At 68.0% G+C, this 21,463-nt stretch carries 20 protein-coding genes and 1 pseudogene; 9 read left to right on the top strand and 12 right to left on the bottom strand.

Going from position 1 to position 21,463, the window contains the following annotated elements; genetic code table 11:
- Window positions 1-40 precede the first annotated feature (40 nt).
- Window positions 41-583, bottom strand: a complete 543-nt coding sequence (locus tag AC5W7N_RS01335) for a hypothetical protein (protein WP_195020584.1) — start codon at window positions 581-583, stop codon at window positions 41-43.
- Complete coding sequence (locus tag AC5W7N_RS01330; protein WP_194992145.1) at window positions 580-855, bottom strand: helix-turn-helix transcriptional regulator; 276 nt, start codon at window positions 853-855, stop codon at window positions 580-582. The genes AC5W7N_RS01335 and AC5W7N_RS01330 overlap by 4 nt, the downstream gene beginning before the upstream one ends.
- 70 nt (window positions 856-925) lie before the next feature.
- Between AC5W7N_RS01330 and AC5W7N_RS01325 the strand changes: the two genes are divergently transcribed.
- Window positions 926-1,810, top strand: coding sequence for an aldo/keto reductase (locus AC5W7N_RS01325; protein WP_495924249.1), 885 nt, complete (start codon window positions 926-928; stop codon window positions 1,808-1,810).
- 24 nt (window positions 1,811-1,834) lie between these two features.
- Here AC5W7N_RS01325 and AC5W7N_RS01320 read toward each other — a convergent pair whose 3' ends face one another.
- Window positions 1,835-3,019 (bottom strand): NAD(P)-binding domain-containing protein, encoded by a 1,185-nt coding sequence (locus AC5W7N_RS01320; protein WP_495923103.1) that lies wholly within the window; start codon window positions 3,017-3,019, stop codon window positions 1,835-1,837.
- A gap of 232 nt (window positions 3,020-3,251) precedes the next feature.
- On the opposite strand from AC5W7N_RS01320, the gene AC5W7N_RS01315 reads away from it, so the two are divergent.
- From AC5W7N_RS01315 to AC5W7N_RS01295, 5 genes are all read left to right on the top strand, one after another.
- The gene (locus AC5W7N_RS01315) at window positions 3,252-3,977 is read left to right on the top strand and encodes an enoyl-CoA hydratase (RefSeq protein WP_163814273.1); all 726 of its coding nucleotides are present in this window, start codon (window positions 3,252-3,254) and stop codon (window positions 3,975-3,977) included.
- Window positions 3,977-5,119 carry an MBL fold metallo-hydrolase gene (locus AC5W7N_RS01310; protein ID WP_495923102.1) on the top strand — a complete coding sequence of 381 codons (1,143 nt, stop codon included), beginning with the start codon at window positions 3,977-3,979 and terminating at the stop codon, window positions 5,117-5,119. The genes AC5W7N_RS01315 and AC5W7N_RS01310 overlap by 1 nt, the downstream gene beginning before the upstream one ends.
- A 37-nt stretch (window positions 5,120-5,156) precedes the next feature.
- A complete protein-coding gene (locus AC5W7N_RS01305; protein ID WP_163814275.1) occupies window positions 5,157-5,402 on the top strand; it encodes an antitoxin in 246 nt (81 codons plus the stop codon).
- A 108-nt stretch (window positions 5,403-5,510) separates the two neighbouring features.
- Complete coding sequence (locus tag AC5W7N_RS01300; protein ID WP_495924248.1) at window positions 5,511-7,856, top strand: ATP-dependent DNA ligase; 2,346 nt, start codon at window positions 5,511-5,513, stop codon at window positions 7,854-7,856.
- A gap of 63 nt (window positions 7,857-7,919) precedes the next feature.
- Window positions 7,920-8,102, top strand: a complete 183-nt coding sequence (locus tag AC5W7N_RS01295; protein WP_014348983.1) for an antitoxin — start codon at window positions 7,920-7,922, stop codon at window positions 8,100-8,102.
- Between the two features lie 85 nt (window positions 8,103-8,187).
- On the opposite strand, the gene AC5W7N_RS01290 is transcribed toward AC5W7N_RS01295, so the two are convergent.
- The 5 genes from AC5W7N_RS01290 to AC5W7N_RS01270 form a co-directional block, all read right to left on the bottom strand.
- Window positions 8,188-8,838 carry a DUF8020 domain-containing protein gene (locus tag AC5W7N_RS01290; RefSeq protein WP_194991734.1) on the bottom strand — a complete coding sequence of 217 codons (651 nt, stop codon included), beginning with the start codon at window positions 8,836-8,838 and terminating at the stop codon, window positions 8,188-8,190.
- A 234-nt stretch (window positions 8,839-9,072) separates the two neighbouring features.
- Window positions 9,073-9,384, bottom strand: a complete 312-nt coding sequence (locus tag AC5W7N_RS01285) for a WXG100 family type VII secretion target (RefSeq protein WP_163814277.1) — start codon at window positions 9,382-9,384, stop codon at window positions 9,073-9,075.
- The gene (locus AC5W7N_RS01280; protein ID WP_495923100.1) at window positions 9,384-9,905 is read right to left on the bottom strand and encodes a YbaB/EbfC family nucleoid-associated protein; all 522 of its coding nucleotides are present in this window, start codon (window positions 9,903-9,905) and stop codon (window positions 9,384-9,386) included. The genes AC5W7N_RS01285 and AC5W7N_RS01280 overlap by 1 nt, the downstream gene beginning before the upstream one ends.
- A gap of 116 nt (window positions 9,906-10,021) precedes the next feature.
- The gene (locus AC5W7N_RS01275) at window positions 10,022-10,762 is read right to left on the bottom strand and encodes an energy-coupling factor transporter transmembrane component T family protein (protein ID WP_495923098.1); all 741 of its coding nucleotides are present in this window, start codon (window positions 10,760-10,762) and stop codon (window positions 10,022-10,024) included.
- Complete coding sequence (locus AC5W7N_RS01270; protein ID WP_495924246.1) at window positions 10,759-12,861, bottom strand: ABC transporter ATP-binding protein; 2,103 nt, start codon at window positions 12,859-12,861, stop codon at window positions 10,759-10,761. Before AC5W7N_RS01270 ends, AC5W7N_RS01275 begins: the two co-directional genes overlap by 4 nt.
- A gap of 76 nt (window positions 12,862-12,937) precedes the next feature.
- Here AC5W7N_RS01270 and AC5W7N_RS01265 point away from each other — a divergent pair, with 76 nt between their 5' ends.
- The 3 genes from AC5W7N_RS01265 to AC5W7N_RS01255 all read left to right on the top strand — a co-directional run bounded on the left by AC5W7N_RS01265 (window position 12,938) and on the right by AC5W7N_RS01255 (window position 16,001).
- On the top strand, window positions 12,938-13,852 hold the full coding sequence (locus AC5W7N_RS01265) for a cation diffusion facilitator family transporter (RefSeq protein WP_280211116.1): 915 nt from the start codon (window positions 12,938-12,940) through the stop codon (window positions 13,850-13,852).
- 27 nt (window positions 13,853-13,879) lie between these two features.
- Window positions 13,880-14,929 carry an AraC family transcriptional regulator gene (locus AC5W7N_RS01260; RefSeq protein WP_495923097.1) on the top strand — a complete coding sequence of 350 codons (1,050 nt, stop codon included), beginning with the start codon at window positions 13,880-13,882 and terminating at the stop codon, window positions 14,927-14,929.
- Window positions 14,930-15,014: 85 nt separating this feature from the next.
- Window positions 15,015-16,001 (top strand): Rpn family recombination-promoting nuclease/putative transposase, encoded by a 987-nt coding sequence (locus AC5W7N_RS01255; RefSeq protein ID WP_495923095.1) that lies wholly within the window; start codon window positions 15,015-15,017, stop codon window positions 15,999-16,001.
- A gap of 391 nt (window positions 16,002-16,392) precedes the next feature.
- Here the strand turns inward: AC5W7N_RS01255 and AC5W7N_RS01250 are convergent, their stop codons facing one another.
- The 4 genes and pseudogenes from AC5W7N_RS01250 to AC5W7N_RS01235 form a co-directional block, all read right to left on the bottom strand.
- Entirely contained in the window at window positions 16,393-17,172 is a 780-nt protein-coding gene (locus tag AC5W7N_RS01250) for a metallophosphoesterase (protein ID WP_163814283.1), read from the bottom strand.
- 257 nt (window positions 17,173-17,429) lie between these two features.
- The gene (locus AC5W7N_RS01245; RefSeq protein WP_194992248.1) at window positions 17,430-18,200 is read right to left on the bottom strand and encodes an RluA family pseudouridine synthase; all 771 of its coding nucleotides are present in this window, start codon (window positions 18,198-18,200) and stop codon (window positions 17,430-17,432) included.
- A 71-nt stretch (window positions 18,201-18,271) separates the two neighbouring features.
- Window positions 18,272-19,279 carry an adenylate/guanylate cyclase domain-containing protein gene (locus tag AC5W7N_RS01240; RefSeq protein ID WP_163814285.1) on the bottom strand — a complete coding sequence of 336 codons (1,008 nt, stop codon included), beginning with the start codon at window positions 19,277-19,279 and terminating at the stop codon, window positions 18,272-18,274.
- A gap of 70 nt (window positions 19,280-19,349) precedes the next feature.
- A pseudogene (locus tag AC5W7N_RS01235) lies at window positions 19,350-21,419 on the bottom strand (CocE/NonD family hydrolase).
- Window positions 21,420-21,463: the final 44 nt, after the last annotated feature.

Here is a 21,463-nt window from a genome sequence, read left to right as displayed (position 1 = left end):
ACTCGCTGTCGCGGTGTCCGGCCGAGGCTCGGCATCCGGCTCAGCCCTCGGGTTCGGGGTCGGGCCGGTTCCAGCCGAGGATCATCGCCGGTGCGCAACCACCCGCGAGCAGCGCCGCGAGCATCATGACCCCGCCGGCGTAGGCGGTGCGAAAGGCGTCGGCCTCGGGGAGGAGCGCGCCGGAGAAGATGAGGAACATCAGCGGCGGCAGGGTGAGCATCTGGGTGAGCGACAGGCCCGCCGAGTGCGCCTTGTTCCGCTCGGCGACCTCCAGTTCGTCGAGCACCTCTTCGGGCGCGTGGTCTTGCCGATTGGAGGCGATACGCAGCATCACCCAGGCGACCATGAACACCACGGCGGCGGGCAGGGTGGCCAGCGCGGCCGAGTCGACGCCGAACGCGCACAGCAGGCCTGCCACCGCGAGCACGAGCAATGTCACCATCACGACGACGACGAGCACGCGTCGCCGTCGTTGCGTGCGCCAACCCGGCAGCATCCCGGCGGTCCGTTCCTCCTGGACCAGCCAGCGTCGGACCCGATATTCCTGGTAGCGGTCGAGCAGACCGGCGGTGGCGTTGGTCATGACTGTCCTTTCGTCCGGGGGTAGAGCTCGGCCGACAGCGGGCCGAACTCGGTGCGCGAGAACACGGCTTCGACGGGCAGCTCGAACACGTCGCAGATGCGCAGGGCCAGGTCGAGGCTCGGATAGTGGTCGCCACGTTCGAGCGCACCGATGGTCTGCACGTTGACGTTCACCGCCTCGGCCAGCGCGGCCCGGCTCATCCGATGCTCGGCGCGCAGCACCGCGATCCGGTTGTAGATCGGGAGGGTTTCCCCCCTTCTTACTGGGCTCACACAACATAGTGTTGTAAAAACCCAACAGTTCGTCAAGTCGATGTCAACACGTACCGGCTGCTCGTTGACCATGGGCCCCGGCGCTTCTAACGTCGAATCCGTGACCTTCAGAAGCGAGACCTGCGCCATTCCCTCGATCGTGCTGAACGACGGGAACGTGATCCCGCAGCTCGGGTTCGGGGTGTTCCAAGTTCCGGCCGACGATGTGTTTCCCGTGGTCACGGCCGCCTTGGAGGCCGGGTACCGCAGCATCGACACCGCCGCGATCTACGGCAACGAGGAGGGCACCGGCCGGGCCATCCGCCAGTCCGGGATCCCCCGTGACGAGATCTATGTGACCACCAAGCTGTGGAACTCCGAACAGGGCTACGACTCCACGCTGCGCGCCTTCGACGCCAGCATGCAGCGGCTCGGCCTGGACTATCTCGATCTGTATCTCATCCACTGGCCCGCGCCGTCAGCGGATCGCTTCGTCGACACCTTCAAGGCGTTCAAGGCCCTCAAGGCCGACGGCCGGGTCCGTTCGATCGGGGTATCGAACTTCCGGATCCCGGATCTGGAGCGGGTGATCGGGGAGACCGGCGAGATCCCCGCCGTGAACCAGATCGAGCTTCATCCCCGGCTCACCCAGCGTGAGCTGCGCAAATACCATGCCGACCAGGCGATCGCGACCGAGGCGTGGAGCCCGCTCGGCCAGGGCACGCTGCTCGACAACGAGGTGATCACCGAGATCGCCGCAGCGGTCGACCGCACCCCCGCGCAGGTGATCATCCGCTGGCACCTGCAACTGGGCAATATCGTCATCCCGAAGTCGGTGACGCCCTCGCGCATCGTGTCGAACTTCGATGTATTCGGTTTCGAACTGTCCGGCGAGCAGATGGCGGCGATCAGCGCCCTCGACGACAGCGGCCGGGTCGGCCCGGACCCGTCCACCTTTACCGCCGGCCTGGACTAGGCGCGCTCGCCCGGTCGCGACCCCTCAGCGGGTGCCGATACCCAGGTAGGTGGTCAACTCGACCGCCGCCGCCCGTCCGGCCCGATTGGCGCCGATGGTGCTGGCCGACGGCCCGTACCCGATGAGATGGACACGCGGATCGACGGCGACCTGCGTGGCCAGCCGTCCGGTCATGGTGATGCCGCCGCCGGGGCCGCGCAATCGCAGCGGCGCGAGATGGTCGAGCGCGCTGCGGAAGCCGGTCGCCCACAGGATCACCTGCGCGGGCTGGAAGGTTCCGTCGGCCCAGCGCACACCGTCGGGCTCGATGTGATCGAACATCGGCTGCCGGTGCAGCACGCCGCGGGCCCTGGCGGCGCGCAGCCGGTCGTCGAGCGGCAGACCGGTTACCGACACCACCGAGCCGGGTGGTAACCCGCGCCGCACCCGGTCTTCCACGATGGCGACCGCGCGCCTGCCGTCCTCCTCGGAGAACGGGGTCTCCCGGAACCTCGGTTCCGTGCGGGTCACCCAGGTGGTCGTGGTGACCTGGGAGATCTCGTCGAGCAACTGGACCGCGGAGATGCCGCCGCCCACCACGACCACGTGTTCGCCCGCGAACTCCGCGGCCGACTGATAGTCGCGCGTGTGTAGTTGGCGTCCGGCGAAGGTTTCCGCCCCCGGGTAACGCGGGATGAATGGATGCTCCCAGGTGCCGGTGCCATTGATCAGGCCTCGGACCCGGATGGTGCCCGCCGCATCGGTTTCCACATGGAGCACACCATCGCGATCGGCGCCATCGCCCGCACCCGGGTGCGGTGGATCGACTTCGCTCGGCCGGCGATCGCAGACGACCTTGACCGTCACCTGCCGCCGCACCCGCAGATCGAACCGCTTCTCGTAGAGCTCGTAGTAATGCGGGACGGCGGTCGCGGCAGGCGCGGATTCCGAGCCGTCGGGCAGGGTTTCCGCGAACGACATCCCCGGCAGATCGTGCACCCGGTTCACCGTGGTCAGCGTGAGCGAGGGCCAGCGGAACTGCCAGGCGCCACCGGGGCCCGGTGCGTGATCGACGATCAGGAAATCTTGTTCGGGGACCAGCCCGCGCCTGCGCAGGTGATATCCCGCGGATAACCCGGCCTGCCCGGCACCGATCACCAAGATCGGGTAATCGACCGCGAGCGGGTCGGCATCGCGTTCGCCGGAGGACGTCGTCTGATCGGACAGCACAGCTCCGATCGTATGCATGCTCGCCCTCGGTCCTGCCACGCGCGATCCGCGGATCGAATCGCACCCGGTGGTCCGCCGGCGCCGGCCGCCGGCGCCCACGATCGAGTCGTGCGCCCGCAGACGTCGATCGCACCCGACTGTGACCGCACACATTCGCGCCTGCACCGGACTGTGTCAGCTCCTGTGGCAGCATGAACGCAACAGTCGGATTTCGTTCAGCTGGGGAGGAAGCATGCTCGGTGTCAGCCGCGATGGTGACGTCGTCACCATCGAATTACAGCGCGAGGAGCGCCGCAACGCCCTGAACATCGAGCTGGTCACGCAGCTGCGTGATGCGGTGATCGATGCCGCCGAGCAGGCGCGGGTCATCGTGCTCACCGGCCGTGGGCCGATCTTCAGCGCGGGCGCCGATCTCGGCGGGGTGTACTCCGAGGAGTTCCTGGACAGGCTGCTCGAGATGCTGCACACCATCGAATCGGCGCCGGTGCCGGTGATCTCGGCGATCAATGGTGCCGCCCTCGGTGCGGGTGTGCAGCTGGCTCTCGCCTCGGATCTGCGGGTCCTCGAGCCGGATTCCTACATCGCGATTCCGGCCGCCAAGCTCGGCATCACCGTGGATCGGTGGACGGTGCGCAGGCTGGTCTCGCTGATCGGCGGTGGTCCGGCGCGCACCATCCTGCTCGGCGCGGAACCGGTGTCGGCCGAGGACGCCTACGGCTTCGGATTCGCCAACCGCATCGGCACCCTGGCCGACGCGCAGGCCTGGGCCAAGTCCATCGCCGAACTGGCGCCGCTCTCGCTACGCCATCTCAAGCTGGTGCTCAACGACGACGGCACCCGTGATCCGGAGAACGCGCAACAGCGTGAGGCCCTGGAAGCGGCCTGGACCAGCGCCGACGCGCAAGAGGGCCGGCTGGCCAGGCAAGAGAAGCGCGCCGCGAAATTCCAGGGGCGATGATGCGCATCCGACGAATCGCCACCGGCGCCGCGGGTGCCCTCGGGCTCACCTGGGTGGCGCGGGCGCTGTGGGGTCTGCCCACCGCGATGGGCGCGTCGATCTCGGCGATCCAGCCGTACGCGACCGGCGCCACCAGCTACCGCAACCGCCAGTTCCACAACACCGAACCGAGCAGCCAGATCGCGCCCGGTGCGGCGCCGTCGCTGCTGCGTTCGTTCCTCACCCAGCGCCATGCCGGTCGCCCGGCGCGGCCGGTCCCGCTGGTGACGCCGCAGCTGCCCGCGCAGGCCGCTGATCTGGCCGTCACCTGGTACGGGCACGCGACGGCGTTGATCGAGGTGGACGGTTACCGCATCCTCACCGATCCGGTGTGGTGCGAACGGGTGTCGCCCTCGCCGCTGGTCGGCCCGGCCCGGCTGCATCCGGTGCCCGCTCCGCTGTCGGAGCTGCCGCCGGTGGACGCGGTGATCATCTCGCACGACCATTACGACCACCTCGACGCCGCCACCGTGCGGGCGCTGGTGGCCGGGCAGAGCGCACCGTTCGTGGTGCCCGTCGGCATCGGCGCGCATCTGCGGCACTGGGGTGTGCCCGATCAGCGGATCGTCGAATTGGATTGGGGCGGTTCGATTTCGCTGTCCGAACTGGGGCGCGCCCGGGCCGGCGAAGACCTGACGATCACCTGTGTGGAGGCGCGCCACTTCTCCGGCCGCGGTCTGATCCGCAACACCACGCTGTGGGCGTCGTGGTCGCTGGCCGGTCCTACCCGACGGGTCTATTTCGGCGGCGACACCGGCTACACCAAGGCCTTCGCCGAGGCCGGCACCACGCTCGGTCCCTTCGATCTGACGCTGCTGCCGATCGGCGCCTACGACGAACGCTGGACCGATGTGCACATGAATCCGGAAGAGGCGGTCCGCGCGCACGCCGATCTGTGTGCCGGTGATCCCGGCCACGGCCTGCTGGTTCCGATCCACTGGGCGACGTTCAACCTCGCCTTCCACGGGTGGTCGGAGCCGGTGCAGCGGATGGTGACGGCCGCGCGGGCGGCGGGCACCACGGCGGCCGTTCCGAAGCCGGGGGAGCGGCTGGACCCCGATGACCTGCCGTCCGGACAGTTGTGGTGGAAAGATATCGGGTGAACACCTCAACGACGGCACTGGGAAGGACGTAGAGCATATGAGCTTGATGGACACCTTGAAGGGCCTGGTCGGCAAGGGGCAGGACGCAGCGGCCAAGAATGCGGACAAGATCAACCAAGCCATCGACAAGGGTGGCGAGTTCATCGATCAGAAGACGAAGGGCAAGTACTCCGACAAGATCGAGAAGGGCAAGGAAGCCGCCAAGAAGGTAGTGCCGCCGGAGCAGCCGGGGCAACAGCCGGGCCAGCAGCCGGGTGGCGGCCCGGTGCCACCGCAGGTCTGATCGAGCCGAGACCGCCCGCAGGGCAATGACTGTCCGCAGGCCGTGCGCGGCGGGAACCGGATGAACGCCGGTTCCCGCCGCCGGGTCGCGGACAACGGGTCGCGCCGCATGTTCCGGGATGCGGCGGGCGAGCCCGCCATCACGATCGAATTGAGCAACCTCGACAAGGTGCTCTATCCGGAAACGGGGACCACCAAAGGCGAGGTCATCGCCTACTACACCGCGATCGCCCCCGCCATGCTGCCGCATGTGGCCGGGCGGCCGGTCACCAGGAAACGCTGGCCCAACGGCGTCGGCGAGGCGTCGTTCTTCGAGAAGAACCTCGCCGAGCACGCGCCCGATTGGCTGCCGCGCCGCGCAATGCGGCATTCCGATCGCACCGTCACCTATCCGCTGATCGATTCCGAAGCCGGTCTGGCCTGGATCGGGCAGCAGGCGTCGCTGGAAGTGCATGTGCCGCAATGGCGTTTCGACGGCGATCAGATGGGCCCGGCCACCCGGCTGGTCTTCGATCTGGACCCGGGCCCGGACGTGGGCCTGGCCGAATGCGCGATCGTGGCGCTCGAGGTGCGCGATATGGTCGCCGAGATCGGGTTGCGCGCGTTCCCGGTGACCAGCGGCAGCAAGGGAATTCACCTGTATGTGCCGTTGGATCGGGTGCTCAGCCCCGGCGGCGCGTCCACTGTCGCCAAACAGGTCGCCACCAACCTGGAGAAGATTCATCCCGACCTGGTGACGGCGACGATGGCGAAGAAGGTGCGCACCGGCAAGGTCTTCCTGGACTGGAGCCAGAACAATCCGGCAAAGACCACGATCGCGCCGTACTCGATGCGTGGGCGCACACAGCCGAATGTCGCCGCACCGCGTAGCTGGGCGGAGATCGAGGACCGGGAATCGCTGAGGCATCTGCGATTCGACGAGGTGCTCGCGCGTTTTCAGGACGACGGCGACCTGCTGGCCGGGCTCGACCCGCCGATCTCGCAGGCCGGCACCGCCCGCCAGGACCCGTTGGCCGTCTACCGATCCATGCGTGATCCCGCGCGCACACCGGAACCCGTTCCCGCGCATCCGCCCAGGCCCGGCCCCGGCAACCGGTACGTCATCCAGGAACACCACGCGCGGCGATTGCACTGGGATGTGCGTCTGGAACGCGACGGTGTACTGGTGTCCTGGGCGGTACCGAAAGGCCCGCCCACCGACACCAAAGAGAACCGCCTCGCCGTCCACACCGAGGATCACCCCCTCGAGTACCTCGATTTCCACGGTTCCATCCCGAAGGGCGAGTACGGCGCCGGAACCATGACGATCTGGGATTCGGGTACCTATGAGGCCGAGAAGTGGCGCGACGACGAGGTGATCGTGGTGATGCGGGGGGAGCGGTTGCACGGTCGCTACGCGCTGATCCGCACCGGTGGCAAGAACTGGTTGATGCATCTCATGCGGGAGCAGCCCGGTGACGGTCACGGGGCCGAGAGCTCGGGTAAGGGCCGGCGAGCGGCGGCCGACGCAGGCACGTCGGAGTCCAGCGGCGCAGCGAGTAGTGATCGGCCCGGCGAACGATCCGGTGGCGCCGAACTACCGCGCGGCCTGTCCCCGATGCTCGCCACCACCGGCGAGGTCGCCGGCCTCGATCCGAAGGACTGGGCCTTCGAAACGAAGTGGGACGGCTACCGCCTGATCCTCGAATTCGAGTACGGCACACCGACCTTGCGCAGCCGCGCGGGCAATATCGTCACCGACCGCTATCCGCAGATCGCCGCCCTCGCCGAGGAGTTGGCAGGCCATCGCGTGGTGCTCGACGGTGAAGCGGTCGTGTTCGACGCCAATGGCGTCGCCAATCTCGCTCTGCTGCAAGCCGACACCCGTCGCGCCGAACTCGTCGCCTTCGACCTGCTCTACCTCGACGGCACCTCGCTGATCCGCAAACGCTACAGCGACCGGCGGCGGGTGCTCGAAGCCCTCGCCGCCACCACGCCTGCGCTGTCGGTGCCGCCGCAGTTGGCAGGCACCGGCGAAGACGCGCTGAACGCCAGTCGCGACGTCGGGGCCGAGGGCGTGGTGGCCAAGCGCAGGGATTCGGTCTACCTGCCGGGTAAGCGCGGGCACTCCTGGGTCAAACAGCGCAATTGGCAGACCCAGCAGGTCGTGGTCGGCGGGTTTCGCGGCAGCGCGGCGCGACCGTTCGCGTCACTGCTGGTCGGCATCCCCGGTGACGGCAAACTCATCTACGTGGGCCGGGTCGGTACCGGGTTCAGTGAGGACGAAATACGCGCGTTGGCCACGAAACTCCAGCGCCGTCGCCGCAAGACCAGCCCGTTCGTCAACGAGATGTCACGCGAGGAAACCAAGGACGCCACCTGGGTCACCCCGGAGATCTCCGGCACGGTCCGCTTCATGAACTGGACCGACGGCGGACGACTCTGGCACCCGGCCTGGTTGGGCCGCTCCGACTGAGCGGCACCGTACGCGCGGGTATGGTAATCGCGATTCGAACGCGGCTCGACCCGAGGAGTGCACGTGGATTTCAAGAACCTGGCCGATAAGGCGATGGACCTGGCGGCGAAGAACGCCGACAAGGTCGATGCCGTGATCGACAAGGCCGGAGACATCGTCGACCAGAAGACCGGTGGCAAGTACGCCGACAAGGTCGACACCGCGCAGGAAGCCGCGAAGAACGCGGTGCGTAAGCAGCAGGGCTGAGCGCGCAATTACCTGATCAGCAAACGGAACTGGGCCGATCGCGTGGGTGCGCGATCGGCCCAGTGTCGTATCGGTTTCCGGTAGGTCAGTTCCTGCCGGTCTGGTCCATCCACTTGGTCGTGCCCGGCGGGGCAGTGAGAGTGTTGATGAGGTCGATGCCTGCGACGATCAGGGCGGGGCCGCCGACAACGATCGTGCCGATGACGCCGCCGATCGCGGCGCCGAGGACAACGCTGGCGATGACGGTCGGTCCACCGATGATGCCGGTCAATCCCACCAGTGCGCCGATCACCGTGCCGATGAATCCACCGACTGCGGTGGCGATTCCGAACTGCGCAAGGAAGGCATCCTGGGCTCGCTGGTTCTCCTCGAGCGAAGCCACCGGAGTGACCGGAACCGGACGTGCCTTCGTGTAGTCCTTGACGACTGTCAGCTCGAGTTCGCGACCTTCGTTGCGAACCGTGCTCGGCATCGGGAACTCCAGCCCGTCCTGACGGAAAGCCGTCGGCATGGTGAAGGCCGTGTTCCCCGCGGAGTCTTTGATACTCACCGTGTTACCGGCGACTTCGAATGTACCCCCGGTCAGTGTGGTGATGATGCGGTCGCCGACCAGCTTCGCCTCGTAGCCGATGTCGGGTACGGGTGCCGCGGCCGGCTGCGCATGGGTGGTGCCTGTGCCGACCACGATGGCGGCCGCCACCGGCACCACCAACGCGGCGATTCTGCGGAAAATCATTCTGTTGTTCCCATCTTCATCAGGTTCCCTACCGAACGCACCGCGCGCTGTGAATCTTCCCCGCCCTGCGCTCGGCGCCTTGTGATCAAGTGGACAGCTCTCCCGGTCGTCACGTTACAACCGGTTACTGGTTTGACACGATGGATTTACGGGTATCAGTTCAGTTTTGGGTCAGTACCAAACCTGCCGCCCGTTATAGCGCACAGCTATCGGGAACCGTGATGGATGGATCGGCTATTCGCTCTTGCCCAGCGCGTCGGCGATGGCCTGGTCCTGGCTCTCCAGCGAGGTGGCCGTATTCGTGGCACCGGTGCCCATCGCGGACAGCGTGGTGCTGAGAATCTCGACCGCTGTGAGGGCCTTTTCCGCGCCGGGGGTGTAGTTACCCGCGAAGCTCTGGCCGATTTCGTCGCCGCCCCAGCATTCGCCTTCGGCATCCAGCGCGGACTTCAGGGTGCTCAGGGCATCGGCCACCTGGGTGGCCAGGCTCTGGAACCCCGGTTCGGTGGCCTTGATCGCTTCCGGATCGGCTTTCAACATACTCATCAACGGCCACCCTCGAGGTAGCTGCGGTTGCGGTAGTACTCGTCTTCGTCTTCGTCATCCAGCGGCGCCTGCGCGGACGGCGGCGGGGCGTCCTGCACGAGCGGCGGCTCCGGGATGAGCTTGCCGACCAGGTCGCGGATGCTCGGTGCGCCGGGGACCAGATCGGGCAGGTCGGGCAGATCGTCGGCGGCGGCTTCGACGGAGGCGAAGGCCTGCTGCGACACCTGCACGCCTTCGCGGGCGGCGGCCTGCACGGCCTCGGTGATCGAGCGGCTCAGCCGTTCGGGAGTGGACCGCTTGAACGCTTCCGGTTCGATGTGCACGTCGAGCGGAATGCCTGCGGCATTGCTCGTCACCCGAACCAGGTTGTCCGACGACCACGCGGAGACCTGAGCGGTGGCGATGCGCTGCTGGGCGGCGGCCAGATCCTGGCGCTGCCGTTCGAAGGTCTCGAGCATGTCGCCGACCTGCGCGCGCAACGCGTCGTTGCGCGAGCGCATGGCCTCGCGGTCGTTATTCATCGCCTACCCCTGTTCCCCAGACTCGGTCCGTATATCCATTTCGACGCGGCCGGCCTGCGTTCGGTTCCATCGAATTCGCCGCCTGCTGTGATCCGGGCCGATCGGCCACCAGTTTGTCACAGCAACAGCACGTCGATCATGACGGAACCGAGGCCTACCGCCACCACGATGAGCAGGGCGAACGCATCCGCGCGGCGGGGCGAACCCGGGTTGGCGGTGAGCTGCCCGGTGCCGCCGCGCGCGGTGATCGCCTCACCCAATTCGCCCGCGCGGCGGGTGGATACCGCCATGGCGGCGGTCAGGATGTCGATCAGCCCGTTGTCGGCGGCGCGGTGCAGCAGATCATCTTTGGGGCGCAGGCGGCGGGCGGCGTGCAGCACCCGGATCTCGTCGATCAGCAACGGCAGACCACGCAACGTCAGCGCGACGACCACCGCCCACTCGTCCACCGGAACGCGCAGCCTGCGCAGCGGCGCGCCCAGCTTGGCCAGCGCGGGCGCGATCTCGCTCATCGGGGTGGTCCAGGCGATGAGGAAGGAGGCGGCCACCAAGATCAGGCTGAATACCAGGACCTGGGCGAAGCGCAGCACGGCCGCGCCGCCGACGGGCACATTGACCAGCCCGCCGATCGCGGCGAGCCCCCAGAACCACCACGGCAGCCGTGGCAGCGTGCCGAGCGGCAGCCGGGCGAGCACGCCGACCAGCACCAGGAATCCGGTCATGATGCCGAGCACCGGCCAGGTCGGCCACAGCATCAGCACCACGCTGATCAGGAAGACCCCGATCATCTTGGTTCCGGCCCAGAGTCGATGGATGGGGCTGTCCACCGGGACCTGCCGCAGCAGCACGAGGCTCATGACTGCCCTCCCTGCTCCATCCGCCACGCGGTGCCAGGCAGGGGCTGGGGATGCGCGGTCTCGGCGGGCCGGCGCAGCGTTTCCGCGGCCGCGTGCACCGATTCGGCGATCCGGCCGTCGCGCAGGTGGACCGTGCGGTCGCAGATGGCGGCCACATCCTCGACGTCGTGTGAGATGACGATGAGCGTCAGCCCCGAATCCCGCAGCCGGGCCAGCAGATCGACGATATCGGCGCGGCCCTCCGGATCCAGCCCGGCCAGCGGCTCGTCCAGCACCACCACCTGCGGCCGGCTGGCCACGATCGCGGCGAGCACCACGCGTTTGGCCTGCCCACCGCTGAGTTCCTCGATCGACCGGGCAGCCAGCGAACGATCCAAGCCCACCGCGTCCAGGGCCCGCCCGACCGCACCGGATCCGGTGGCCCGGCCGCCCCAATCGGCGATCTCGGCGCCGACGGTCTGTCGCTGTAGTTGCAGCCGGGAATGCTGGAACGCCAGCTCGACCCGGCCGATCTGCGAGCTGACGGGCTTGCCGGACAGCTCGCAGCGGCCCCCGCTCGGCTTGATCAACCCGGCCATGATCCAGGCCAGCGTGGATTTGCCCGAGCCGTTGCCGCCGACCACCAGCAGCGCCTCGCCGCGGTGCACCGTCAAATCGACACCGTGCAGCGCGGGCGCCTGCCACGGTGTGCCCCGGTTGTAGGTGTGGCGGATATCGCGCAGCTGCATGATCGGCTCACCCATCGGCCGTCGGCGCAGATCGTGGCGCGGTTTGGGCCAGCCCGGCAGATGCCGCACCGCCCGGCCACCGGACAGATGCACGACGCGATCGGCGGCGGCCGCATCGGCCTCGTGGTGGGTCACCAGGACGACGGCCATCCGGTGCCGTTTCGGCAGTGCGGCCAGCAGGGCGACCAGCTCGCGGCGCCCGTCCGGGTCGATCATCGAGGTCGCTTCGTCGGCGATGAGCAGCGCGGGCCGCCGCGCCAGCGCCGCCGCGACCGCGAGCCGCTGCTGCTGGCCGCCGGACAGCGCCGCGGTTTCCCGCTCGCCCATGCTATCGAGCCCGACCTCGCGCAGCAGCCCCTCCACGTCGACCTGTTCGGCGAGTGCGGCGGGCAGCCCCCACACCACGTCGTCGGCGACCAGGACGCCGAGGGTCTGGCTTTCCGGTCGTTGCAGCACCAGCGCGGTGCCGCCGAGATGGCCGAGGCCGGCCGAGCCCGGCCGCTCGACGGTGCCGGACGACGGCGGCAGCCCGGCCAGCAGCCGGGTCAGCGTCGATTTGCCGGAGCCGTTGTGGCCGACCACCGCCACGAATTCGCCGACGTCGACGGTGAGGTCGATGCCACTCAACGCGTCGGTGTGGGCCCCTGGATAGCGGTAGCCGGCCGCGCGCATGGTCACCGGCAGGGGCGCCACCGGCCGGTCGTCGGCCGGGGCGTCGAGCCGATCGGTGCCGGGCAGCCAGGCCAGCCGATCCAGGACCGATCCGAGAACGAACCAGGAGATGAGGGCGGTGAGCACGGTGCCGAACAGCACGCCGCCACCGACGTAGATCCACCAGAAGCGCAGCACCACTTCGGTCACATCGGCGACGCCATTGCCGAGGGGTTCCAGTTGCGGAGCCCGCCCGGCCAGATCCTTCACACCTTCGGAGGTATTGCGGATAGTGTCGAACAGCAGGTTGCGTGCTTGGGAGAACACCAGCAGGAACCCGATCGAGAACGCCGCCCAGGCCAGGCCGGCGAGCACGGCCAGCCCGAGGACGGCGACGATGCCGCCGCCTCGGCGTTTGACCCCGCCGATGATGCCGCCGATGGTGGCCGAGGCCGCCATGCCGGTGGCCGGGAGCAATCCGGCGGCGACGAAGGTGACGAGGGCGGCCGCGATGGTCGTGGTGGCTACGGCGCGGAAGCGGTAACGATGGGCCAGCAGTCCGAGCGGTACCGCGGCGACCAGTTGCAGGGCGGTGGCCAGCGGGACCACCGAACCGATCGTTACCAAACCGACGGTGACACCACCGAGGACGGCGCCGGTGGCCAGCTCGATCGGCCGTAACGGGCCGTGTTCGCCGCGCGGGGCCGAGTCGGTGGACACATCACTCACGGCACAAGTCTGCCAGCCCGGATCGAGGGTGTTGCATCCATGCGCATGTACGCATATGTTGTCAGGTGTGGGACATGATCATTCGCATGGGATAGCGCCGGAGAGCGCGTCCGGGAAGTACCTGAGCCGGCTGGGCCTGGCGCTGGCCATCGGCATCGGATTCATGCTGGTCGAGTTCGCGGTGGCGTTCACCACCGGCTCGCTGGCGCTGCTGTCGGATGCCGCGCACATGCTCACCGATGTGGTGGGCATCGGCATGGCGCTGTCGGCCATTCTGCTGGCCCGGCGCAGCCGCCCCACCTACACCCGCACCTTCGGCTACTACCGGGCCGAGGTGATCGCGGCGTTGGCCAATGCGGTGCTGTTGTTCCTGGTGGCGGGCTATGTGCTCTACGAGGCGCTGGCCCGCGTCGGTGAACCGCCGGAGGTGCCGGGATGGCCGGTGCTGATCGTCGGCGTGGTCGGATTGCTGGCCAATGTGGCCTCGTTCCTGCTGCTGCGCAGCGGCGCCAAGGAGAGCCTGAACGTGCGCGGCGCCTACCTCGAGGTGTTCGCCGACATGATCGGCTCGTTCGGCGTGCTGCTGTCGGCGGCCATCACCATCACCACCGGCTGGCGGTACGCGGACATGATCATCGGTGTCGCGATCGGCCTGTGGGTGCTGCCACGCACCTATGTGCTGGCGAAGCGGTCGCTGCGGATCCTGTTCCAGCACAGCCCCGAGGAACTCGACGTCGAACAGGTCGCCGCCGAACTCGGCGCCGTCGAGGGCGTGGCCGACGTGCACGACCTGCACGTGTGGACCCTCACCTCCGGCATGGAGGTCGCCTCCGCGCACATCACCACCGCCGACGGCGCCAGCGGCGATCACGTGCTGCGCGCCGCTCAGCACGTGCTGGCCGAGCGGTTCCACATCAGCCATGCCACGCTCCAGGTCGAAACCCCCGACAGCGCACGTCGGTGCGCGGAGCTGTCCTGGTAATCGACACTTTCGGCCATACTGTTGTCCATGGTGGACAGTCCGGTACGCGACTGGGATTTCCCGCGCGGTGTGGGCAGCGTGGCCTTGCTCACCGGTTACGCCGGTGAGCACGGCATTTCCGTGGCACGGATGCTCGACGGCACCGGGCTGACCGAACCGATCCTGCACGACCCGGACGCCCAGATCGACGCGCGGACCGAGCTCACCGTGGTCCGCAACCTGGTCGGGGCGCTGCCCGACCATCCGGCGCTCGGCGTCGAGGTCGGCCGCCGCTACCGGATCACCACCTTCGGCATCTTCGGCTTCGCCTGCATCAGCAGTCCGACGCTGGGCGAGGCCATCGCCTTCGCGCTGCGCTATCTGGACCTGAGCTTCACCTTCTGCCTGCCCGCGACCGAGTTGCGCGACAGCGAGTTCATCGCGTGGGTGCACGCCGAATCGGTCCCCGCCGACGTGCGTCAGTTCCTCATCGAGCGGGACGTGACCGCCATGCATCAGGTGATGAGCGACCTCGTCGGCCGCCATCTGCCGCTCATCAGGGCCGAATTCTCGTTCCCAGAACCGGATTACGCCGACCGAATCGCCGACATCACCGTGGTCCGGCCACGCTTCGACCGCCCGCACAACCTGTTCGCGATCGACCCGGCCATCCTCGATCAGCCCCTTCCGCAAGCCAACGAACACACCCTCGCCATCTGCCTCGCCCAATGCCGCGATCTCGTCCATCGCCGCCGCGCCCGCACCGGCATCGCCGCCGAAGTCCGCTCCCGCCTCATCCCGCACGGCGGCACCGACGGCCTGGCCGCCCCACCCGGAATCGATGCGGTGGCCCGCGATCTCAACATGAGCACCCGCACCCTGCGTCGCCACCTGGACGCCGCGGGCACCAGCTACCGCGCGCTGCTGGACGAAATGCGCCGCGCCCTGGCCGAGGAAATGCTCAGCACCACACCACTGTCGGTGAGCGACGTGGCGATTCGCCTGGGATACGCGGAAGCATCGACATTCATCTACGCGTTCAAACGGTGGACGGGGACCACACCTGCGGCGTATCGGAGGCAACGTGTCCGCGTCTGATGCGATCGGTACCCGCACTGGCCGGATACGCGAAACCCACTGGAGCCCATCGATTTGTCGGTGCCGCGCTGTAGCGTCACCGGCCATGCCGGAGCAGCGGTCGAACCCGCACGATGCGTACTTCCGAAAGGTCATGGCACGCCCCGAGAACGCGGCAAGCGAAATACGTGCCGTGCTCCCCGAGAAGATCAGTACTCGCATCGATTGGCCCGCTCTACAGCTCCAGCCGGGTAGCTTCGTCTCGCCAGACCTCCGCAACCGATTCAGCGACCTGCTGTTCCGCACTCGCCTCGACGGGCACCCCGCCTACATCTACCTGCTCGTCGAACATCAGTCGAGCAGCGACCGGTTCATGGCCTTCCGGATGCTGGAATACATGGTCGCGATCTGGCGGCAACACATGGCCCAGAACCCCAGCACCTCCAAGCCGAACACATTGCCGGCGATCATCCCGCTGGTTGTACACAACGCCGCAGATGGCACCCGCTGGTCCCACCCCACCGAGGTCGCCGACCTGATCGATCTCGACCCCGCCGCCCGCGACGCCCTTGGCCCCCATCTGCCGCGGTTGCGGTTCCTGCTCGACGATATCGCCGCTATCGACCCGGCCGCGCTGCGTGACCGCGACCTCACCCCCGCGACCAGGGTGTTGCTGGTGTTGCAACGCATCGCACCCAAGAACACCGCGCTGGGAAACGATATGCTGGACTGGTTCGAAGACCTGCACGCCCTGGAGGCCGGGCCCGACCCCCTTGGCGACTACCTGACCGTACTGACCTACATCATGACGGTCAGCGAAACCGCCGAGGCCGATATCGCGGCGGTATTCGAACGGCTCGGCCCACGAGCGAAGGAGGCGATCGTGACGACGGCGGAGATGATCGAGGCACGCGGGGAAGCACGGGGAGAAGCACGAGGCCGCGCGGAAACTCTACTCGAGCAGATGACCGCCAAATTCGGCCCGCTGCCCGCCGGGGTGATCCACAAAGTCCGATCAGCCAGCCCGGCGCAGGTGCGAGCCTGGACGATGCGGGTACTGACCGCGAGCACCCCGGACGAAACGCTCGCGTGAACGGGACCATGGGTCCATACAACCCAGCGATGCCGGATGTCCGCGAAGGGCGATCCGGGTGATCGTATGAAAGCCGTTCAGGCGGCGGCGAATTCGCCGATAGCGATGCCGGCCGTGAAGGCTGCCCACTCGGTCGGGGTGAAGTTCCAGGTGGTGTCGCCGGAGCGTACGAGGACGGTAGTCGGGGCTTGCTCGATGTGAGGCAGTCCGGCGCGGCGCTCTGACGTCTGATTGGCAACTGCGGACAGAAAGGTCGCCAATCTCCGCTGTGGCCGCGATTGGTGGCGGTCTTCCCTGACTTCGGGTTCTACCAGCGGCAGGCCGCCCCACCGGACTATTCCGATTGTGATCCTGGATCACCGCTGATCACGGCCGCAGGGCATCCACTGCCTCAGTACGGCGCGACGCCGATCCAGCCGCCCATCGGCACGCTGCGGAAATGTGTTGTCAGGGTGTGGTTCTCGTCGATGACGTGTAGGGCGACGGCCGGGTCCGGCGCGTAGTCCATGACGTGGTCGGGGAGGGCGAGTTCCCATTCGCCGCCGAGCACCGACGCCGTGCTCGGGGCGACGAGCAGGGGTTTGCCGGCGAAGGTGGTGGTGGCGGCGGAGTGGGCGTGGCCGGTGAGGACGCCGAGGATGCGGTCGTCGGCGGCTACCAGCTCGGCCAGGCGATCGGGATCGGCGAGGGCGATCTCGTCGACCACCGGGCTGTAGAGGTGGGCGGGGGGATGGTGCAGGGCCAGCAGGATCGGGTCGCCCGCGGGGGCGTCGGCGAGGACGCCGCGCAGCCAGTCGTAGGTCTCGTCGGTGAGTTGTCCGCTGGGTTCGCCGGGGATGCTGGAATCGAGCAGGACGACCGTCAGCGGGCCGACGCGGTGAGCGTGGTTGATCGGTTCGGTCGAGGACGGCACCCCGAGCAGGACCTCGCGGAACGCGCCGCGATCGTCGTGGTTGCCGGGGAGGGCGTAGACGGGGATGTCGGCCTGAAGGGCGATCCGCGCTTCCGCGTACTGGTCGGCTTTGCCGGAATCGGTGACGTCGCCGGTTACCAGGATCGCGTCGGGTCGCCGGCGTAGATCGGCCAGGTAGGCCATGACCCGCTCCGCGCGTTCGACGTTGCGGGGTCCGAGATCGAAGTGTGTGTCGCTGACCTGAGCCACCAGGATCATGCCCATCTGCTTTCTCTGGGGGATCGCTCCATTGCGAAACAGAGTGCACCGCACCTCCCGCAGTGCCGTGTTTCAGGCTAGTTGACCAGCGGAATTGTTGTCGTCATGAGGCTCACCACCACGATTTCCGTTACCGTGCGACCGCGTTGCGCCTCACAGTCGATTTTCCAGCGAGCAGCGGCGCTGTCTGCTGGTGACCGCGGCCGGCTGTGTCAGGAACGCCTGCTGACCGCACCTCGATCAGGCGAGGTGCTCGGTCATCCCAGCCGTTCGAGGGCACTGTGCAACAGCGCGGCCGTGGCCTTCGGCTCGGCCGTCAGCGGCGCCCAGAAACCGGCGCCTGGCTCTGCCTCGAGGTTCAACTCCGGCGGCGTCCGCCAATCCGCCGCCAGCGCCAGCTGCCAGGAGTGCAGGTAGGTGCGTTCGTGGGCACCCGATGTGTCGAAGAGGGGATCGCCGGCGATGGCGTGGCCGATCCACGCCAGGTGGACCCGGATCTGATGCCGCCGTCCGGTGACGGGGCGCAATGCGAGAACGGTGTGGTCGCGGTCGCGCAGCACCGTCGCGAACCGAGTGGTGGAGGGGTAGTTCTTGGTATCGAGCAGGTCGGCTGGGTGCACGAACCAGCGGCCCTCGGAGTCCTGAATGCTCTCCCTCGGCGCCGCGATGCGCACCCGGTTCTTCCGCCCGACGCTCAGCGGCAGGTCGATGGTGCCGGTGTCCGGCAGGTCGCCTTCGGGCGTCGAGACGATCGCGAGGTAGGTCTTACGGGCGGTCTGCTTGTTGAACTGCCTGGTCAACTGCCCGTGCGCGGCGAGATCCTTTGCCAGCAGCACCACACCGGAGGTCACCTTGTCGATGCGGTGCACCGGATACAGCGTCTCGCCGACGGCCGCCGCGGCTTGCACGATATCGGTGTCGTGGCGTTCCCCGGTCACCGAAATTCCCGCGGGTTTGTTCACCGCGACGATCGCGTCGTCCTCCTCGATGCGGCAGCGTTCACGCAGGTCGGGCCAGTCGATATCCACCGGACCGAGCCTAGATGAGTGTCAGCGCCGCCTCCCCGCCACTGGGCGGGATCCGCACCACGCTCACCGGGTCAGCGGTTCTTGCCGTTGCGGCGCAGCACATGCGGCCGCAGCCGGTTGAACCCGCGCACTCGCACACTGCGCAGATGCCGGATGGCGAATTCGGGTTCGCCGGCGAGTTCGGCGGCTGCGGCGTCGTCGACGAGGACGGTGCCGGGCCGGGCCACACCGGTCAGGCGGGCCGCGATGTTCACCACCGATCCGTACAGGTCGCCGAACCGCTGTAACACCGGACCGTAGGCGAGGGCGACACGCAGTTCCGGAGTGGTGCCGACGGTCATGGTGGTTTCTTGAATGGCCAGGGCGATCCTGGCCGCCTGCACCGCGGTTTCGGTGGCGAACATGACTTCGTCGCCCACATTCTTGATCACCCAGCCGCCGTTCTCGGTGATGGCGGCGGTGGTGGTGGATTCGAACGCCTCCAGCAGGGTGGACAGCTCATCCGGGTGCAGATGCCTGGTCAGCCGGGTGTAGCCGACCATATCGGCGAAACCGACAGCGAGCTCTCTGGTCGAATCGGCGGCCGTGCCCGCTCCGTCGAGCGAGCGGGCCAGGGCGGCGGCCAGGTGCCTGCGCCAGGCGTAGGCGTGCAGTTCCTCGAGGATCTGCACGGTCGCCTCGGTGGCTCGGCGGGCGATGGCGGCCGGATCGGCGTCCGGGTCGGCCGCGGCGACCCGTCGGGTGATCTCGTCCAGCACCAGATCCACCTGCCATTCCGCCAGCCGGGCCATCGACTGGCCGATGGTGCGGGCGGTCGCGGCCTGCTGACGCAGATCCGTCGACGCGAGCACGCCCAGTTCCCGGAATTCGCGCATGGCGCGCACATCGGCGTCGGTGTAGTCCAGCGTCGCCTCGTCACCACCCGCGGGGAAACCGAGCGCGACCCACAACCGGCGCGACACCTCGACCGGCACACCGGTCTGACGTGCCACGTCATCGCGGTTGTAGCGGCGCGTGCCGTCCAGCAGGTATGTCTCGACCACCGACTGCACCAGCTGCGTCATCTCCGGCGACACCATGCCCGAAACCCTACGGGTCCCGGCGCCGCCGAAGCAGGGTCTTCCGACGACATTGTGGTGTCACACGAAATCACCGGACGGCGATCGGCCGGTCGGAGGGCAGGTTGACGAAACTCGGTGCGTTCGGATCCAGCACCAGATGCTGCGGTTTGAGTTCGCTGGCATTGAGCATCGGCCGGAAGGCCAGCGCCTTGGGCGAATTGCCCGCGAAGACGTCCACCCGCAGCCGATGCCCAGGTTGCAGGATGGCCTGCGTCGGGATGACGGCGATATCGAGGGTGATCGCCTCGCCCGGCGGCACCGGCAGCACGCTGTCGAGGGTGATCGGGTTGTGCGGTGTGGTCAGATCGCCGTTGGCCGAGCGGCTGCTCTTGGCCTCGTCGATGGCGCGCAGCGAGGAGGTGAGCTGCCCGGTGGACAGCACCGTGGACGTCCCGTCCGGCGCCACGTCGTTGACGGTGACGTTCCAATACCCGTCGGCGGCGTCGTGCACGGTATTGAGATGGACGTTGATCGGCCCGGAAATCACTGTCGGCTCGGTGATCTCGGCGCTGGTGAAGGTGAGCCCGTTGCGTTCGGCGATCCGGGAATCCTTGGCGCAGGCGTCGATCACCGCCGTCATACCCGCCGAACCCTGCGCGGCATCGCGCGAGCACGCGGTGGTGAGGCCGGGGGCGACGGTGAGGCGGGTGGGTTCGGGAGCGGGTGCGGCCGCCAGTGCGCCGTCGTGCAGGCTGTCGTGGGTGGTGCCGCTGGGTGCGCCGGACAGATAGACCCGCCGATGCGTCATCCCCGGCTTCGGGAACTCGGCGAGGGTGACCCAGCCGCCGCCCTGCTCCCACACGGTGACCGGGCCGAATCCGGTGACGCCGTTGTCGATGTCCTTGAGCCAGTGGTCGAACCACGCCTGCTGCAGGACGTCCAGTCGTGCGGGTGCGCCCGGAACACCGGTTCCCGCACCGGGATTCGCATGGTAGGTGTCGCCGACCACCAGCTTCTACTGGTCGGCAGGCAGCGGGATGGCGTTGTAGAGGGTGGTGGCGCTGTTGGCGAAGATGTCGTGCCAGCCGCCGTAGACGAAGGTGGGCACGCCGACCTTCTCGGGACGCCCCATGATCCCTTCCCGGAAGGCGCTGTCCTCGTCGAGCGCGGCCGAGAGTGCGGGTGGCACGTTGTGCAGCGAAGGTGTCAGCAGGGCCTGGGCCAGCAGATCGAAGTTGGTGAGCGGGTCGCGGCGGCGGTCGTTGAACCAGCGCCAGTCGAAAGTGCCGTTCAGCATCGAGCTGATATCGGGCAGCAGTTTGGCATTGTTCACCGAGTTCAGCCACATCGGCAGGAAGGTGGTGCCGATGCCGCCGCCCGGCGCCACCACATCGCGCATGAGGTCGCTGCCTGGTTCCACCGGGAAGATCGCGCGCAACGATGTCGGCGGATTCTCCGCCGCCCGCAGCTGGTTGATGCCGGAATAGGAGCCGCCGCTCATCGCGATCCGGCCGTTGGACCAGGGCTGGGTGGCCGCCCAATCGATCACCTCGCGGGTGTCGAGTTGTTCGCGGGCGCCGAGGGTGTTCCAGGTGCCTTGGGAGAAGCCGGTGCCGCGCACATCGGCGACGACCTGGGTGTAGCCGCTGCGAATCAGCTTGCGGTCCAGGCCGAGTACGGTCTGGATGGTGCCGCCGTCCAGGGCGTGCAGCAGATCCTCGAAACCGCTGACCGGAGTGCCGGACAGGTTGATCCGGCCCACCAGGTCCATCGTCAACTGCTGCAGACCCGGCATGGACACAGCCGAATCGATCAGGTTGGTCATGAGTTTCGTGTACGGGGTGAGGTTGACGATGGTCGGCAGCGGCGCCGTCTCGACCTGGCCGTCGGCGCGGATCGGCCGGTACACGTTCGCCTTGAGCACCACACCGTCGCTCATCGTGATCGGTACATCCCAGTCGATGTGTACATCGGGGTACGGCTGCGGCCCGTCGTGGGTTTGTGTCCACTGGCGTGCCAGTTCGTCCGGCGCGACGGCGGGTGCGGGCGTTTCGTAGGCGACCGCGTTCTCGGTCAGCGTCGCCACCCCGGCCGCCCCGCCGGTCAACAGGATCACGAACGCTGCCGCCACACCCTGGACCCGCCGGGTCAACCGCATCGACACCCCTCCGCCTCATGGTTTACGCATCCGGCGCACATGTG

The organism is Nocardia sp. CDC519, from assembly GCF_059509835.1.
The sequence above is the reverse complement of the archived record's forward strand: the minus strand, read 5'-3'. Positions and strand labels throughout refer to the sequence as shown.